12 protein-coding genes are annotated in these 16,270 nt (G+C 73.3%); 4 read left to right on the top strand and 8 right to left on the bottom strand.

Annotated features, from left to right (window positions below; all coding sequences use genetic code 11):
- Positions 1-89: 89 nt before the first annotated feature.
- Complete coding sequence (locus ACF1G2_RS10785; protein ID WP_391797943.1) at positions 90-761, bottom strand: SIMPL domain-containing protein; 672 nt, start codon at positions 759-761, stop codon at positions 90-92.
- Between the two features lie 134 nt (positions 762-895).
- On the opposite strand from ACF1G2_RS10785, the gene ACF1G2_RS10780 reads away from it, so the two are divergent.
- The gene (locus ACF1G2_RS10780; protein ID WP_391797942.1) at positions 896-2,695 is read left to right on the top strand and encodes a bifunctional metallophosphatase/5'-nucleotidase; all 1,800 of its coding nucleotides are present in this window, start codon (positions 896-898) and stop codon (positions 2,693-2,695) included.
- 6 nt (positions 2,696-2,701) lie between these two features.
- Here the strand turns inward: ACF1G2_RS10780 and ACF1G2_RS10775 are convergent, their stop codons facing one another.
- From ACF1G2_RS10775 to ACF1G2_RS10750, 6 genes are all read right to left on the bottom strand, one after another.
- On the bottom strand, positions 2,702-4,111 hold the full coding sequence (locus ACF1G2_RS10775; RefSeq protein ID WP_391797941.1) for a lysine N(6)-hydroxylase/L-ornithine N(5)-oxygenase family protein: 1,410 nt from the start codon (positions 4,109-4,111) through the stop codon (positions 2,702-2,704).
- A complete protein-coding gene (locus tag ACF1G2_RS10770; RefSeq protein WP_391797940.1) occupies positions 4,108-5,598 on the bottom strand; it encodes a pyridoxal phosphate-dependent decarboxylase family protein in 1,491 nt (496 codons plus the stop codon). Before ACF1G2_RS10770 ends, ACF1G2_RS10775 begins: the two co-directional genes overlap by 4 nt.
- Positions 5,599-5,746: 148 nt before the next feature.
- Positions 5,747-8,239 carry an aminopeptidase N gene (gene pepN / locus ACF1G2_RS10765; protein WP_391797939.1) on the bottom strand — a complete coding sequence of 831 codons (2,493 nt, stop codon included), beginning with the start codon at positions 8,237-8,239 and terminating at the stop codon, positions 5,747-5,749.
- A 68-nt stretch (positions 8,240-8,307) separates the two neighbouring features.
- On the bottom strand, positions 8,308-9,303 hold the full coding sequence (locus tag ACF1G2_RS10760; protein ID WP_391797938.1) for an asparaginase: 996 nt from the start codon (positions 9,301-9,303) through the stop codon (positions 8,308-8,310).
- Positions 9,300-9,608, bottom strand: a complete 309-nt coding sequence (locus ACF1G2_RS10755) for a chorismate mutase (protein WP_391797937.1) — start codon at positions 9,606-9,608, stop codon at positions 9,300-9,302. Before ACF1G2_RS10755 ends, ACF1G2_RS10760 begins: the two co-directional genes overlap by 4 nt.
- A gap of 11 nt (positions 9,609-9,619) precedes the next feature.
- The gene (locus ACF1G2_RS10750; protein ID WP_391797936.1) at positions 9,620-10,507 is read right to left on the bottom strand and encodes a helix-turn-helix domain-containing protein; all 888 of its coding nucleotides are present in this window, start codon (positions 10,505-10,507) and stop codon (positions 9,620-9,622) included.
- Between the two features lie 84 nt (positions 10,508-10,591).
- On the opposite strand from ACF1G2_RS10750, the gene ACF1G2_RS10745 reads away from it, so the two are divergent.
- Entirely contained in the window at positions 10,592-12,334 is a 1,743-nt protein-coding gene (locus ACF1G2_RS10745; protein WP_391797935.1) for a beta-galactosidase family protein, read from the top strand.
- A 91-nt stretch (positions 12,335-12,425) separates the two neighbouring features.
- On the opposite strand, the gene ACF1G2_RS10740 is transcribed toward ACF1G2_RS10745, so the two are convergent.
- Positions 12,426-13,223, bottom strand: a complete 798-nt coding sequence (locus ACF1G2_RS10740) for a S1 family peptidase (protein WP_391797934.1) — start codon at positions 13,221-13,223, stop codon at positions 12,426-12,428.
- A 141-nt stretch (positions 13,224-13,364) separates the two neighbouring features.
- Between ACF1G2_RS10740 and ACF1G2_RS10735 the strand changes: the two genes are divergently transcribed.
- The gene (locus ACF1G2_RS10735) at positions 13,365-14,240 is read left to right on the top strand and encodes a hypothetical protein (RefSeq protein WP_391797933.1); all 876 of its coding nucleotides are present in this window, start codon (positions 13,365-13,367) and stop codon (positions 14,238-14,240) included.
- Between the two features lie 71 nt (positions 14,241-14,311).
- Positions 14,312-16,045: an ankyrin repeat domain-containing protein gene (locus ACF1G2_RS10730; RefSeq protein WP_391797932.1), complete on the top strand. Its 1,734-nt coding sequence runs from the start codon at positions 14,312-14,314 to the stop codon at positions 16,043-16,045.
- Positions 16,046-16,270: the final 225 nt, after the last annotated feature.

The following is a 16,270-nucleotide window of genomic DNA, read 5'->3' as shown; positions in this document are numbered from 1 at the left end:
TGTCTGTTCAACAACCTTCGCGTGAAAGGTTATTGACAAGTCTTGAATCTGTGCGGGCGGGTGCTCCGATGAGCGTTTCGGGAGTGGTCCTAGAGGGCGGGAGGGGCCATCGTGAAGCGGGCGGTCACCTCGGCGGTGACCGTCTGGAGCTGGGGTTCCAGGTCCAGCGGAGGAGGCGCGTCGGAGGCGTCGGCCGCGAAGGCCATGCGCATGCCGCCCACTGCCGCCTGGGGCGCGACCAGGCCCGTGTCCGAGAGTTCCAGGAGGGCGGCGAGGGAGGTGCCGAGGGCCTCCGCGTACGCGCGGGCGCGCGCGACCGCCTCTCGCACCGCCGTACGACGGGCCTCCGCGTAGGACGGGGAGTCGGGGCGCAGCGCCCACCAGGGGCCGTCGACCCGGGTCAGTTCGAGATCGGCGAGGCGGGTGGTGAGCTCGCCGAGGGCAGTGAAGTCGGTCAGCTCCACGGTGAGGTGGACGCGGCCCTGGTAGGCGCGGATCCGCTCGCCGCGACCGTGCCGGCCCGGCTCGGGGGTGATGGAGAAGGCACCGGTCTCCAGTTTCTCGACGGCGTCGCCGTAGGACTTCACGAGGTCGAGGGCGAGCGTGTTGCGCCGGGTGAGGTCGGAGAGGGTCGCCGCCCGGTCCGTGCCGCGGGCGCTGACCGTCACCCCGATTCGGGCGACTTCCGGATCGACGTCGAGTCGGGCCTCCCCGCGGACCGCCACCTGCGGTGCCTCCGGGGTCGGGTGTGGGGTCGTCACGTCGGGCTCCCTCGTACGGGCGGTGGCTGCGATCCCGAACACTTTCCCACTCCGTGACCCGAAAACTCTGTCGCCGGAGGGACGGGTGGGCCAGAATCTACGCGCGTTGTGCACCACTGGACCAAGGAGAACACATGCCGCTGAACCGCCGGACGTTCCTGGAGAGCTCCGTCGCCGTCGGAGCCGGAGCCGCCCTCACCACGGGGGTCGCCGCCGCCCCGGCCCAGGCCCGCGGACCGCGTCCCAAGCCGGCCGAGCGGTACTCCTTCACCGTGATGGGCACCACCGACCTGCACGGCAACGTCTTCAACTGGGACTACTTCACCGACAAGGAGTTCGACGACAAGGCGCACAACGACGTGGGTCTCGCGAAGATCTCCACCCTCGTCGACCAGGTGCGCGAGGCGAAGGGGCGGTGCAACACGCTCCTCATCGACGCCGGCGACACGATCCAGGGCACCCAGCTGTCGTACTACTACGCCAAGGTCGACCCGATCACCGCCCGCCGCGGTCCCGTGCACCCGATGGCGCAGGCGATGAACGCGATCGGGTACGACGCCGCCGCGCTCGGCAACCACGAGTTCAACTACGGCATACCGGTGCTGCGGAAGTTCGAGGAGCAGTGCGACTTCCCGCTGCTCGGCGCCAACGCGCTCGACGCGAAGACGCTGCGGCCGGCCTTCCCGCCGTACAGCATGCACCGGCTGCGCACCCCGCACGGCCGGGACGTGAAGGTCGCGGTCCTCGGTCTGACCAACCCGGGGATCGCGATCTGGGACAAGGCCAACGTCGGCGGCAGGATGGTCTTCCCGGGCCTGGAGGAGCAGGCGGCGAAGTGGGTGCCGAAGCTGCGCTCGATGGGCGCGGACGTCGTGGTCGTGTCGGCGCACAGCGGTTCCAGCGGCACGTCCTCGTACGGCGACCAGCTCCCCCACGTCGAGAACGCGGCCGGGCTCGTCGCCGAGCAGGTCGCCGGTATCGACGCGATCCTCGTCGGCCACGCCCACACGGAGATCCCCGAGTACCGGGTGAAGAACAAGGAGACCGGCAAGGACGTCGTGCTGTCCGAGCCGCTCAAGTGGGGTCAGCGCCTGACCCTGTTCGACTTCGACCTGGTGTGGGAGAAGGGCCGCTGGACCGTCGAGAAGGTCGGCGCCCAGGTGCTGAACTCCAACACCGTGGAGGAGGACCCGGAGATCGTCGGCCTGCTCGCCGACGAGCACAAGAAGGTCGTCGCGTACGTCAACCAGATCATCGGCACCTCCAGCGCGACGATGGCCACGGCCGACGCGCCGTGGAAGGACGAGCCGATCATCGATCTGATCAACCACGTCCAGGCGGAGACGGTGAAGGAGGCGCTGGCGGGCGGCGCGTACGCGGCCCTGCCGGTCCTGTCGCAGGCGTCCTGCTTCTCCCGTACGGCGGCGATCCCGGCCGGTCAGGTCACCATCCGTGACGCGGCCGGGCTCTACGTCTTCGAGAACACCCTGGAGGCGCGTCTTCTCACGGGCGCCCAGGTCAAGGACTACCTGGAGTTCTCGGCGCGGTACTACGTGCAGACTCCGGCGGGCGCGCCCGTGGACACGGCGAAGCTGACGAACGCGGACGGCACGCCGGACTACAACTACGACGCCGTGTACGGCGTGACGTACGAGATCGACATCGCCAGGCCGGCCGGCTCGCGGATCGTGAACCTGTCCTTCGGCGGGAAGCCGATCGACCCGGCAGCGCAGTTCGTCCTCGCCGTGAACAACTACCGGGCCAGCGGGGGCGGCGCCTTCCCGCACGTCGCCAAGGCGCAGCAGCTGTGGGCGGATTCGAACGAGATCCGCAACACCATCATCCAGTGGGTGAAGGCGAAGGGATCGATCGACCCGGGCCAGTTCGCGTCGGTGGACTGGAAGCTGACCCGGGACGGTGTCCCCGTCTTCTAGGGCGGTTCAGCTCTGTGTGAGAGGCGTCATCGCCTGGCCCTGCGCCGGGATGCGTGGCGCCTCTCGCCGTTCCAGGCCGAAGCTGGTGAAGGCGGTGCGGCGCGGCAGCGGGTACGGCTCCTTGCCGGTGAGCGAGTTGAGGATGGTGGCGCTGCGCCAGGCGGCGAGTCCGAGGTCGGGGGCGCCGACGCCGTGGGTGTGCTTCTCGGCGTTCTGTACGTACACGGAGCCGGTGACGGACGCGTCGAGGACGAGCCGGAAGTCGTCGTCGATCCTGGCCCGGCCGGCGGAGTCGTGGCGCAGATACGGGTCGAGTCCGGCGAGCATCCGGTCGACGGGGCGTTCGCGGTAGCCGGTGGCGAGGACGACGGCGTCGGTGGTGAGCCGGGAGCGGGTCGACTGCTGCAGGTGCTCCAGATGGAGTTCGACCTTGGTGGTGGCGACGCGGCCGGCGGTGCGGACGCGCACCCCCGGGGTGAGGACGGCGTCGGGCCAGCCGCCGTGGAGGGTGCGCCGGTAGAGCTCGTCGTGGATGGCGGCGATGGTGTCGGCGTCGATGCCCTTGTGCAACTGCCACTGGCGCGGGACGAGTTCGTTGCGCGTCTGTTCGGGCAGCGCGTGGAAGTAGCGGGTGTAGTCGGGGGTGAAGTGCTCCAGGCCGAGCTTGGAGTACTCCATGGGCGCGAAGGCCTCGGTCCGGGCCAGCCAGTGGATCTTCTCGGCTCCGGCGGGCCTGGCGCGCAGCAGGTCGAGGAAGATCTCGGCGCCGGACTGGCCGGATCCGATGACCGTGACGTGCTCGGCGGCGAGGAGCCGCTCGCGGTGTTCCAGATAGTCGCCCGAGTGGAGGACCGGCACGTTCGGGGCGTCGGCCAGCGGCTTGAGGGGTTCGGGTACGTACGGTTCGGTGCCGACGCCCAGGGCGACGTTGCGGCTGTACACGCGGCCCAGCGCCTCGGCCTCGCCGTCCTTGTCGAGCTGGGTGAAGTCCACCTCGAACAGGGCGCGTTCGGGGTTCCAGCGGACGGCGTCGACCTGGTGGCCGAAGTGCAGGCCGGGGAGCTGGGCGCTGACCCAGCGGCAGTAGGCGTCGTACTCGGCGCGCTGGATGTGGAACTTCTCGGCGAAGTAGAAGGGGAAGAGCCGGTCGCGGGAGCGGAGGTAGTTGAGGAACGACCAGGGGCTGGCGGGGTCGGCGAGGGTCACGAGGTCGGCGAGGAAGGGGACCTGGAGGGTGGCGCCCTCGATGAGGAGGCCGGGGTGCCAGTGGAAGGCGGGGTTCTGGTCGAAGAACGCGGTGGCGAGACCGCCGGGGACGCCCTGGGCGAGCGCGGCGAGGGAGAGGTTGAAGGGGCCGATGCCGATGCCCACCAGGTCATGGGGGTGGTCGAGGTCGCGCTGGGGGGTGCCGGTCATCGGTCGGTGCTGCCTTCCACGAGGTCCAGGATGTCTTGGAGGTCGCCGGGGGTGGCGTGGGGGTTGAGCAGGGTGGCCTTGAGCCAGAGCCGGCCGTCCGCGCGGGCCCGGCCGAGGACCGCCCGTCCCTCGTCGAGGAGGGCGCGGCGGATCGCGGCGACGGTGGCGTCGTCGGCGCCGGCGGGCCGGAACAGCACGGTGGTCAGGGCCGGGCGCTCGTACAGCTCCAGGTCCGGGCTCTTCTCGACGAGGTCGGCGAGCTGCTGGGCGAGGTCGCAGACCCGGTCGACGAGCGCGCCCATGCCGTCCCTGCCGAGGGCGCGCAGGGTGACGGCGATCTTGAGGATGTCGGGGCGGCGGGTCGTGCGCAGGGAGCGTCCGAGGAGGTCGGGGAGGCCGGCCTCCGTGTCGTCGGCCGCGTTGAGGTAGTCGGCGGTGTGGGAGAGGACCGTGAGGTCCCGCCCGTCCCGTACGGCGAGGAGTCCGGCGGCGGCCGGCTGCCAGCCCAGCTTGTGCAGGTCGAGGGTGACCGTGCGGGCGCGGTCGAGGCCGGCCAGGAGCGGGTGGCGGGTCTCGCTGAAGAGAAGGGGGCCGCCGTAGGCGGCGTCGACGTGCAGCTCGGCGCCGTGGGCGTCACAGAGGTCGGCGATCTGCGGGAGGGGGTCGATGCGGCCGGTGTCGGTGGTCCCTGCGGTCGCGGCGACGAGGAGGGGGCCGTGGAGGTCGGTGAGCGCCTCGTCGAGGGCGACGGGGTCGAGGGTGCCGTTGGGGGTGGGCACGGTCACCGGTTCGGGGAGGCCGAGGAGCCAGGCGGCGCGGCGGAAGGAGTGGTGGGCGTTCGCGCCGACGACGGTCTGGACGCTGTGGCCCGGGCCGTGGCGCTCGCGGGCGAGGAGGAGCGCGAGCTGGTTGGACTCGGTGCCGCCCGTGGTGACGAGGGCGTCGGGACGGGGCGGGCGGGACGCTGCGGGGGCGCTGCCGGGTCCGGTGCTCTCGGGTCGGGTGCGCCCTGGTCCGGTGCCGTCCTGACCCGTGCTCTCGGGTCCCGTGCCGTCGGGCCCCCCGGGGTAGACCGCCGCGGCCAGGGCTTCGGTGACCAGGGCTTCCAGGGCGGAGGCGGCGGGGGCCTGGTCCCAGGAGTCCATGGACGGGTTGAGCACGGACGCGGCGAGGTCGGCGGCGGCGGCGAGCCCGAGGGGCGGCGTGTGGAGGTGGGCGGCGCAGAGGGGATGAGCGGGGTCCGCGGCCCCCTCGGCGAGCGCGTGGGTGAGCGTGCGGAGGGTCTCGGTGGGGTCGGTGCCGTGCGCGGGGAGCGGGTCTCCCAGTGCCTCCCGGACGCGGGCGGTGACCTCGTCCGGGCCGCCGGAGGGGATCGGACCGCCGCGCGCGGTCGCGCCCGCGCGGAGTGCGTCGAGGACCGTGTCCAGGAGGGGGCGCAGGGCGTCGGTGTCCGTCGCGGCGAGGGGTGGGGCGGGGTCGGCACGCATGGGCACGAGCCTGCCGGGGGTTCTGGGGGTTTGTCCGACGATGTCGCGGGAGTAACCCGAACGGGGGACGGGTCCTTGACAGGACGCCGTCCCCCGGTGGCCGCTCGCCCGCGGGCCGCTGGGCGGTGAGCCCCCGGCACACGGTCCGTCAGGCGGTGCGGACCGTCAAGGCCCTTCGCAGGTCGGCGAGTTGGTCGACGAGCTTACGGTGGAGGGCAGGAGTCAGGGCCGGGTCCGCGAGGTGGGACTCGCCCAGCGCGAGCGACTCCTGGTCGATCGCGAACGCGGGGAACGCGTAGCGGCCGGCCGCCGCGGCCATCGCGGCGCCCCTGCGGGCGCCGAGCGCGATGGCCGCGGGGTAGAAGCGCGTCACGTACTCCCGTACCAGATCGGCCTGTTCGGGCTGCCAGAAGCCCTGGGCCGTCGCAGTGAACAGGTAGTTGGACAGGTCGTCCGAGTCGAAGAGGGCGGACCAGGCGGCCTCCTTCGCCTCGGGCGTCGGCAGGGCGGCCCGGCAGCGGGCCGCGCCCTCCTCGCCGGTGGCGGTCGCGTCCCGCGCCAGCTCGTGGTCGATCACGGCGCCGTCGACCGCGCCCAGGACCGAGAGCCGGGCGAGGATGCGCCAGCGCAGCTCCGGGTCGAGCTCCGGGCCGCCGGGGACGGTCCCGTCGGCGAGCCACCCGGCGAGGGCGTCGGGCTGTGTGGCGCTGCTGATGAACGTACGGACGGCGGTGAGGCGCAGGCCGGGGGCTTCGCCGTCCTCGGTGTGGCGGATGAGGGTGCGGGCCAGGGAGGTGAGCTGCGCGAGCGCGGCGGGGCGGTCCTCGGGGGCGAGGTAGTGGTCGGCGATCTGGGTGCGGGCGAAGGCGAGGACGCCCTGCACGACGGCGAGGTCGGACTCCTCGGGGAGGTGGGCCTCGGCCGTGGCCAGGTAGTCGCGGGGGTCCAGTTCGCCGTCGCGGACCATGTCGCGCAGGGTGTTCCAGACGAGCGCGCGGGTGAGGGCGTCGGGGATGCCGGAGATGCCGCGCAGAGCGGTCTCCAGCGAGGTCTCGTCCAGGCGGACCTTGGCGTACGTGAGGTCGCCGTCGTTGAGGACGACGAGGGCGGGGCGCGGTCCGGGGAGGTCGAGGGGCGCGGTCTGCGGGACGTCGGTCTCCAGGCGTTCGCGCGCGACGAGGCGTCGGCCGTCGACGAGGTCGCGGTCGTAGACGCCGACGGCGATGCGGTGCGGCCGGCTGCCGTCGTGCCGGACGGTGAGCGTGGTGCGGGTCTCGTCGCCGGCGAGCTCGGGCGTGAGGGTGTCGACCCCGGTGGTCCGCAGCCACCGCTCGGCCCAGGCGTGGACGTCGCGTTCGGTCGCGGAGGCGAGGCTGTCGATGAAGTCGGCGAGGGTGGCGTTGCCGAACCGGTGGCGCTTGAAGTGGGTGTTGATGCCGGCGAGGAAGTCCTTCTCGCCCATCCAGGCGACGAGCTGGCGCAGCGCGGAGGCGCCCTTGGCGTAGGAGATGCCGTCGAAGTTGAGGAGCGCGGAGTCGGTGTCGGGCACGGCGTCCGGGTCGGGGGCGACGGGGTGGGTGGAGGGGCGCTGGTCGGCGTCGTAGCCCCAGGCCTTGCGCTCGATGCCGAAGTCGATCCAGGTGTCGGGGAAGCGGTCGGAGCACGCCTCGTTGACGGTCTGGTAGCCCATGTACTCGGCGAAGGACTCGTTCAGCCAGATGTCGTCCCACCAGCGCAGGGTGACGAGGTCGCCGAACCACATGTGGGCCATCTCGTGGGCGATGACCATGGCGCGGGTCTGGCGCTCGGTGACGGTGACGGCGGAGCGGTAGACGAACTCGTCGCGGAAGGTGACGAGGCCGGGGTTCTCCATGGCGCCGGCGTTGAACTCGGGGACGAAGGCCTGGTCGTAGGAGTCGAACGGGTACGGCTCCTCGAACTTCTCGTGGAAGCGGTCGAAGCAGGCCTTGGTGATGTCGAGGATCTCGTCGGCGTCGGCGTCGAGGTGGGGCGCGAGGGAGCGGCGGCAGTGGATGGCGAAGGGCAGTCCGGCGTGCTCGGTGCGGACGGAGTGCCAGGGGCCGGCGGCGACGCAGACGAAGTACGTGGAGAGCAGCGGGGTGGCGGCGGCCTTCCAGCTGCCGTCGGGCTGCTGCTCGGTGATGCCGTTGGCGAGGACGGTCCAGCCTTCGGGGGCCTTGACGCTCACCTCGAAGACGGCCTTCAGGTCGGGCTGGTCGAAGGCGGCGAAGACGCGCTGGACGTCTTCCATGAAGAGCTGGGTGTAGACGTACGACTCGCCGTCGGTGGGGTCCTTGAAGCGGTGCATGCCCTCACCGGTACGGGAGTACCGCATGGTCGTGACGGCGCGCAGCTCGTGCTCGCCCTCCGTGAGGCGCAGCGGGACCCGGTTCTCGTCGAGGGAGGCGGGGTCCAGGGGCTCGCCGTCGAGCAGGAGGGAGTGGAGTGTGACGGGCTTCAGCTCGACGAACGTCTCCCCCGCGGTCCGGGCGGTGAACCGGATGAGCGTGGTGGATTCGAAGGTCTCGTCGCCGGTGGTGAGGTCGAGGTCGACCGTGTAGTGCTGGACGTCGAGGAGCCGGGCACGGGTCTGCGCTTCGTCGCGCGTCAGTACGGACATGGGCCCATGCTGCCCGATGGTGCGGCGGCGGGGCACGGGGGTTGCGCCGTCAGCCCGGCGCGGCGCCGTCAGGCGAGGCCGGCGCCGGTGACGTGGGCGTAGGCGGCGGTGATGCCGGGGCGGTCGTATCCGCTCGGGCTCTTGGCACCGGTGGAGAGGAGCGCGTGGAGGAGGAGGCGGGCCTTGGCGGGGTCGAGCGGGCCCGCGGGGACGAGTCCGCGCTTGAGGAGGTCGTGCTCGGATCCGGGGCCGCGGTAGGTACGGCTGAGGGTCGCTCCGGCGCCGGTGCGGGAGGCGAGGACGACGGGGATGCGGGTCGCGAGCCGTTCCAGGGGGTCGACGAGCCACGTCGGGACGTGGCCGGCGCCGAAGGCGGCGACGACGAGGCCGTCGAAGCGGGAGTCGACCGCTTCGAGGAGCTCGCCGCGGTCGCCGAGGGAGAGGGTGACCAGGGCGACGCGTACCGCCGGGTCGAAGCGGAGCGGGTGGATGGCGCTGGTGCCGGTGGGGCGCAGCAGGAGGCGCGGTTCGCCCTCGACGACGGTGCCGAGCGGCCCGGCGCCCGGGGAGGCGAAGGTGGCGACGGAGGTGGTGTGGGTCTTGCGGACGAGCCGGGCGGCGTGGATCTCGTCGGCGAGGACGACGAGGACGCCGAGGCCCGCGCAGCCGGGGTCGGCGGCGACGGCGATCGCGGCGGCCAGGTTGGCGGGGCCGTCGGCGCCGGGCAGGTCGGGGCGGCGCATGGCGCCGGTGACGACGACGGGCCGGTCGGTCTCGCAGAGCAGGTCGAGGAGGAAGGCGGTCTCCTCCAGGGTGTCGGTGCCCTGGACCACGACGACGCCGGAGCCGGCGGCGACGGTCCCGCGGACCTCGGTGGCGAGGGCGGCGAGGTCCTCGAAGGCGAGGGAGGAGCTGGGGAGCCGGCGGAAGTCGCGCAGGTCGACGGAGAGGCCGGCGTCGGTGACGCCGAGGCCGGCGAGGACCTCGGCTCCCGTCATCCGGCTGGCGTCGCCGCCCCGCGCGGAGATCGTCCCGCCGAGGGTGAAGACGGTGACCCGGTTCATCGTTGCGCTCCGTCCGCGATCGTCTCGTGGTGCCGGATGACCTCCGCGATGATGAAGTTCAGCAGCTTCTCCGCGAACGCCGGGTCCAGTTTCGCGCTCTCGGCCAGCTCCCGCAGCCGGGCGATCTGGCGGGACTCGCGGGCCGGGTCGGCGGGCGGCAGCTCGTGCTTCGCCTTGAGGACGCCGACCTGCTGGGTGCATTTGAAGCGTTCGGCGAGCATGTGGACGACCGCCGCGTCGATGTTGTCGATGCTCTCGCGCAGCCGGGTCAGTTCCGCAGTGACGGACTCGTCGATCTCGCTCATGAGCAGCGAGCTTAGACGGAGCGGGAGCGAAGGGTCGGCGGGTGTTCGGGATCCGGGATCACGTTGCTCCAGCCGCCGGGCACGGTCCGGCCCTGCTGTTCGCGGAAGCGGACGGGGGCGGTGCCGACCCGGCGGGTGAAGAGCCGGGAGAAGTAGGCGGGGTCGTCGTAGCCGACGCGGCGGGCGACGGCGGCGACGGGCAGTTCGGTGGCGGCGAGGAGTTCCTTGGCACGGCCGAGCCGGATGGTGAGGAGGTAGTCCTTGGGGCTGCAGCCCGCGGTGCGGCGGACGGCGGTCCGCAGTTCGGCCTGGGTCATGCCGTGGCGGGCGGCGTGCTCGGCGACGGAGAGCGGCTGGAAGGCGTCGCGGGCGAGGGCGGTGAGGACGGGGTCGCCGTCGGCGTTGGTGTCGGCGCGGGCGCGGCGCAGGGCGACCAGGAGTTCGTGGACGGCGGCCCCGGTCTCCACCTCAAGGAGGGGGTTGCCGCGGCGGGCGGCGCGGGCGATGCGGCCGACGGCGGCGCGCGGTGCGGTGGCGTCGGCGAGGGGGACGACGGGCCGGTCGGGCTCGATGTAGCCGAGTTCGGTGTACGTGGCGGTGGCGGGTCCCGCGAAGTCGACGAAGGCCTCGTCCCAGCCGGTGTCGGGGTCGGCGGAGTAGTGGTGGGGTACGCCGGGGGTGAGCCAGATCAGGGCGGGCGCGGTGATGGCGGTGCGACGCCCGTCGGGGCCCCGGTACCAGCCGCTGCCGGCGCTGACGACGACGGCCACGTGGTGGTCGAGGGTGCGGGGGCCGACGGTGGGCAGGGCGCCGTGCTGGAGCCCGACGCCGAGGCAGACGAGACCGAGTCGGTGGTGGACCGGGCTGGGTGTGAAGTAGCGCATCCAGGTGTGGTACATCCGCCGTACCTGCCTTTCTTCCGTCCAAACAGCGACGATCTTTGTCCATGGACCCGTCCGCCGCCAGAGGGCGAGGGTGACGTCATGAGCACGTTCGCTGTGGGTGACGAGGACTTTCTGCTGGACGGCCGGCCGGTGCGGCTGCTGTCGGGGGCGCTGCACTACTTCCGGGTGCACGAGGAGCAGTGGGGACATCGCCTGGAGATGCTCCGGGCGATGGGGCTCAACTGTGTCGAGACGTACGTCCCGTGGAACCTGTACGAGCCGGAGCCCGGCCGGTACGGGGACGTGGGCGCGCTCGGCCGGTTCCTGGACGCGGTGGCGCGGGCCGGGATGTGGGCGATCGTGCGGCCGGGGCCGTACATCTGCGCCGAGTGGGAGAACGGCGGGCTGCCGCACTGGCTGACGGGACGCCTGGGGCGCCGGGTGCGGACGGAGGACGCGGAGTACCTCGGGCATGTGGAGCGCTGGTTCCGCCGGCTGCTGCCGCAGGTGGTGGAGCGGCAGATCGGCCGCGGCGGTCCGGTGATCATGGTCCAGGTGGAGAACGAGTACGGGAGTTACGGCTCGGACCAGGGGTATCTGCGCCATGTCGCGGATCTGCTGCTCGACTGCGGGGTGGAGGTCCCGCTCTTCACCTCGGACGGGCCGGAGGACCACATGCTGACGGGCGGTTCGGTGCCGGGGGTGCTCGCGACGGCGAACTTCGGCTCGGGCGCGCGGGAGGCGTTCGCGGTGCTGCGGCGGCACCAGCCGTCGGGGCCGCTGATGTGCATGGAGTTCTGGTGCGGCTGGTTCGACCACTGGGGCACGGAGCACTCCCTACGGGACGCGGCGGACGCGGCGGCGGCGCTGCGGGAGATCCTGGAGTGCGGGGCGTCGGTGAACGTCTACATGGCGCACGGGGGGACGAACTTCGCGGGCTGGGCGGGGGCGAACCGGGCCGGTGAGCTCCACGAGGGTGCGCTGCTGCCGACGGTGACCTCGTACGACTACGACGCGCCGGTGGACGAGGCGGGGCTGCCGACGGAGAAGTACTGGCGGTTCCGTGAGGTGCTCGCCGCGTACGCGGAGGGGCCGCTGCCCGAGGTGCCGGCGCCGCCGCGGCGGATCGCCGGGCCGGTGGAGGCCGCCCTGACGGAGTGGGCGCCCCTGACGGAGGTCCTGGAGGTCCTCGGGGACGAGGAGTCGCAGACGCCGGTGCCGCCGACCTTCGAGGAGCTGGGGGTGGACCGGGGTCTGGTGCGCTACCGCCTGGAGGTCCCCGGCCCCCGGCAGCCGTACCCGTTCTCGGTTTCCGGCCTGCGCGACCGTGCGGTGGTGTACGTGGACGGGGTCCGGGCGGGCGTGCTGACGTCGGAGGACGCGGTGCTGCCCGAGCCGGTGTCGGGGCCGGCGGTGGTGGAGCTGTGGGTGGAGTCGCTGGGGCGGGTCAACTACGGGCCGCGGCAGGCGGAGCCGAAGGGGATCACGGGCGGGGTCCGGCACGAGCGGCAGTACGTGCACGGGGTGCGGGCCCGGGGGCTGAGGCTCGACGCCTTCGAGGCGGCGGCGGTGGCGAAGGTGCCGTTCCGTCCGGTGACCGCCGGGAGGCTGCCGGGGCTCCACCGGGCGGAGGTCGAGGTGTCCGGGCCGGGCGACGCGGCGCTGTCGCTGCCGGGCGGGACGCGGGGCTTCGTCTGGGTGAACGGCTTCTGTCTCGGCCGGTACTGGAGCGCGGGCCCGCAGGAGTCGCTCTTCGTCCCGGGCCCCGTGCTGCGGGAGGGTGTCAACGAGGTGTGGGTGCTCGAACTGGAGGGCGGGGCGGCGGGCGTGCGGCTCGGTTGAGGGGCGAGCGTGTACGGGGGCGGCGGCCCCGCCCCCGTACACGCTCGGGGTCTTGCCGGTCGTGCCGGTCGTGCCGGTCGTGCCGGTCGTGCTAGAGGGTCGCCGCGGCGGACTTGATCTGGGCGGCGAAGGTCGAGACCTCGGTGTACACGCCGGGGAGGCCCGGACGTGCGCAGCCCTCGCCCCAGCTCACGATGCCGACCTGGATCCAGGCGCCGGCGTTGTCGCGGCGGAACATCGGGCCGCCGGAGTCACCCTGACAGGTGTCGACGCCGCCCTGGTTGTAGCCGGCGCAGATCTCCTCGCCGGCGACGAGGGAGCTGCCGTAGGCGGCCTTGCAGTCGGTGTCCGAGACGAACGGGACCGTGGCCTTGCGCAGGTACCGCTGCTGCGCGCCGCCCTCACGGGTGGAACCCCAGCCGGCGACGGTGAACGTGCCGCTGTTGTACGCGGTGGTCTCGGCGATCTTGAGCGTGGGCACCGAGGTGATCGGCGAGGCCAGCTTGATCAGGGCCCAGTCCTTGCCCTGGCCGTTGTAGCCAGGGGCCTGGAGGACCTTGGTCGACCGGACCTTGATGGCGCTGCTGGACTGGAGGTCCACGACTCCGGCGGTGGCGGTGATGCTGGTGTTGTTGCCGGAGCCGTTCACACAGTGGGCGGCGGTGAGGACGATCTGCGACGTCAGCATCGAGCCGCCACAGCCCATGGAGAGCCGGACCATCCAGGGGAACTCGCCCTGGGCGGCGCGGGTTCCGCCGACGACCGGGGCGGGCGCGGCGAAGGCGCTGGAGGGCTGGAGGCTGACGGCCGCGAGGACGACGGCGCCGGCGGCGGCGATTCTCTGAAGGGCGCGGACGAACCTGTTCTTCTTCAAGTGTCTGCCTTTCATGGGGGGTTGGCCTTGATGGCATGTGCCCGTCAAGGCTTGGTCGGGATTATGGGCAGCGCCCCGGGAGGGCCACAAGGGCGCGATTTCGGCCAGCACCGCGCTCCCGCGAGGCCTCGTACAGTGGAGGCAAGGGGGTGCGGCGTGCCGAACGGAAGCGAAGTCGTCCATGGGTTCCCGCACCTCGCCACGGTCCGGGCCTCGATCACCGCGCTGTACCGGCGACTGTCGGCGGACGGGGTGCGGCGGTACGGGGCGAGCATGTCCGCGCAGGCCGTGGCATTCACCGACGAGGAGGACCTCCACCTCGGCGCCCAGCGCGTGGCCGGGGCACTCGTGCACCATCTGAGGCTGCCCGAGGCGCGGATGATCGTGAGCTTCCGGGAGATGGAGCACGCGGCGAGCGTGGAACTGGCTGCGGGTCCCGAGTACTTCGTGGAGCTGAACGACCGCTTCCGGGGCCACCGCAGGGACATCGGGGCGGCGCTGGCCCATGAGATCACGCACGTGCTGCTCCACCGCCTCGACCTGGGCTTTCCCGGCAACAGGGACAACGAGATCCTCACCGATGTGGTGACCGCCTATCTGGGGGCAGGCTGGCTGCTGCTCGACGCCTTCCGGGAGGACGGGATGTCCAGCCAGAAGCTCGGATATCTGACGCCGGAGGAGTTCGGGTACGTGCTGGCGAAGCGGGCCGAGGTGTTCGGGGAGGACCCCTCGCCGTGGTTCACCAGCCCCCGCGCGTACGAGGCGTGGATCCGCGGGCGGGAGGAGGCGGCGCGCGACGCCCGGCGGCCCCCGCTGGCCGCGGCGGGATGGGCGGCCCGGCACCGGTACACGAAGGACCGCCGCTACGGACGGGCGGCGGAGGACGCCTCGTACGCCTTCGAGGGGAGCGGGGCCTCGGCCCGCGTCTCCTTCCCGTGCCCGGTGTGCCGGCAGCGGCTGAGGGTACCGGCGGGCCGACGGGTGCGCGCCCGGTGCGGGGTGTGCGAGGCGGTCCTGGAGTGCGACACGTAGTCCCGGCGGGTGGTCGCGGGGGGGCTGTTTCTCATTTGCGCCGTCCGCGCCCCGCGGGTGAAGGTCGGTGGATGAGCACGCTGTTCGAGGCAATGCACGAAGGGGACGACGCCGTGGTGCGCGTCCTGCGGAGCGGGGTCTCCCCCGAGACGGACGACGAAGGGGAGACGGCGCTCTACCGGGCGGCCGTCGCGAACGAACCGGGGATCGTACGGCTGCTGCTCGCGGCCGGGGCGGATCCCGGCCGGGGCAGCGGCGAGGAGGCGGGGGACCTGCCGCTGTGCGGTGCGGCCTGCGGCGGCCACGCGGACGTGGTACGGGCCCTGCTGGCGGGCGGCGCGCGGGCGGATCAGGCCGAGGCGTACGGATTCACGGCCCTGGACTGGGCGGTGCGGCTCGGGCACGCGGAGACGGTACGGGTCCTGCTCGAACACGGCGCCGCGCCGAGCCGGCCGGGGCCCGACGGACTCCCGCCGCTGGTGGCCGCGGCACGGCGCGGTTCGGCCGCGAGCGTGCGGGCGCTCCTGGAGTACGGGGCGGGCCCGGCCGAGGACGCCCTGCGGGAGGCGCGCCGCTGGGTCGGCGTGGACATCGCCGGGGAGCTGCGGCGCGGGCTGCTCGACCCGGGCCGGCCCGAGGGGGCCGAGGAGACCGTGGTGCGGCGCGTGCGCGAGGACGGCGGGGTGACCGTCGTCGTCGACGTGCTGCGGGCGGACGGCGCGCCGAGCCGGGGCAACGAGCAGCAGACCGGCCACGCCGCGATCGCCACGCTCCTGGAGCGGGCGCTCGGTGTGCGCGTCTCCCCGGAGGAGCTCGCCACCCGGGCCCTGAACTGCGCGGACCCCGAGCTGGACGACTGGCAGGAGGCGGTCCGCGCGCTGGCCGACCGCGACGACGAGGAGACCTTCAGGGTGGCGGCCGGCTGGTGCGCGAGCGGGGGTCCGCTGCGAGCGGCGCTGGGCGCCCGCGTCCTGGGCGACCTCGACCGCTTCACGCCGCAGGCCGTCCCGGTGCTGCGCAGGCTCGCGGCGGAGGCGGCCGCGCAGACGGCGATGGCCGCGGAGGCCGGGACGGCTGCGGGGACGAGGACGGAGGCGGGGACGGGCACGGCTGCGGGGACGCGCACGGCTGCGGGGACGGGGACGGCTGCGGGGACGGGCACCGCTGCGGGGACGCGCACCGCTGCGGAGGCCGGGACGGCTGCGGAGGTGGCGAGAGCCAGGGCGGAGACGGAGGCCGCGAAGGCGGCGGCGTGGCCGGCGACGGTGGCCGATTCGGGCCCCGGCGAGGCGCCCGGCACCGCGCCGGGGGCCGCCCGGGAGCCTGCGCTCTCCGCCGTCGTCGCACTCGGGCGGTGCGGGGACACGCAGGCGCTGCCGGAGCTGCTCGCGCTCGCCTCGCATCCCGACGTAGAGGTGCGGCGGGCGCTCGGCTGCGCGCTCACGGGCCCGGTGCCCGCCGGGCGTCCCGAGGCGGTGGCGACGCTGATCGCGCTGAGCCGGGATCACGACCACGGCGTACGGGACTGGGCGACGCTCGCGCTCGCGGAGGTTCCCGAGGACACCCCGGTTCTGCGGGAGGCGCTCGTCGCGCGGCTCGCCGACGACGACGAGGACACGGTGGCCGAGGCCGCCCGGGGGCTGGCGATGCGTCAGGATCCGCGGGCCGTGGAGGTCCTGGCGCGCCTCCTCGCCGACGGCGACCCGGAGGGGACGGCCCGCGACACCGCGCTGGCCGCCGTCGAGTACGTCGCGGACCCCCGGGCCAGGACCCGCCTGGAGTGGACGACGCCGCGCTGCCGTTGACAGCGGGGGGCGGCACTCCGCGCCCCCGGGGCGCCTCGGACCCCTGCCCCAAGGCCACCTGACCCAGGGGCCTCCTGAACCCAGGGGCCCCTGACCTGACCCCTGACCCCAGGGACCCCTGCCCCCTGGCTCCCCTGACCCCTGCCCCCTGACCCCAGGGGCCCCTGCCCCCTGGCTCCCCTGACCCCTGCCCCCTGACCCCAGGCTCCCTGACTCCCCTGCTCC

It is taken from the genome of Streptomyces sp. NPDC013457, from assembly GCF_043089925.1.
Lineage (GTDB): Bacteria > Actinomycetota > Actinomycetes > Streptomycetales > Streptomycetaceae > Streptomyces.
Note: the sequence above shows the minus strand (reverse complement) of the source record. Positions and strands in the feature narration are given on the sequence as shown.

Coding starts and splice junctions, on each gene's coding strand:
- ACF1G2_RS10750 (WP_391797936.1), bottom strand. CDS start 10,507: ATGTACCACACCTGGATGCGCTACTTCACACCCAGCCCGGTCCACCAC.
- ACF1G2_RS10770 (WP_391797940.1), bottom strand. CDS start 5,598: ATGCGTGCCGACCCCGCCCCACCCCTCGCCGCGACGGACACCGACGCC.
- pepN (WP_391797939.1), bottom strand. CDS start 8,239: ATGTCCGTACTGACGCGCGACGAAGCGCAGACCCGTGCCCGGCTCCTC.
- ACF1G2_RS10745 (WP_391797935.1), top strand. CDS start 10,592: ATGAGCACGTTCGCTGTGGGTGACGAGGACTTTCTGCTGGACGGCCGG.
- ACF1G2_RS10740 (WP_391797934.1), bottom strand. CDS start 13,223: ATGAAAGGCAGACACTTGAAGAAGAACAGGTTCGTCCGCGCCCTTCAG.
- ACF1G2_RS10730 (WP_391797932.1), top strand. CDS start 14,312: ATGAGCACGCTGTTCGAGGCAATGCACGAAGGGGACGACGCCGTGGTG.
- ACF1G2_RS10775 (WP_391797941.1), bottom strand. CDS start 4,111: ATGACCGGCACCCCCCAGCGCGACCTCGACCACCCCCATGACCTGGTG.
- ACF1G2_RS10755 (WP_391797937.1), bottom strand. CDS start 9,608: ATGAGCGAGATCGACGAGTCCGTCACTGCGGAACTGACCCGGCTGCGC.
- ACF1G2_RS10780 (WP_391797942.1), top strand. CDS start 896: ATGCCGCTGAACCGCCGGACGTTCCTGGAGAGCTCCGTCGCCGTCGGA.
- ACF1G2_RS10760 (WP_391797938.1), bottom strand. CDS start 9,303: ATGAACCGGGTCACCGTCTTCACCCTCGGCGGGACGATCTCCGCGCGG.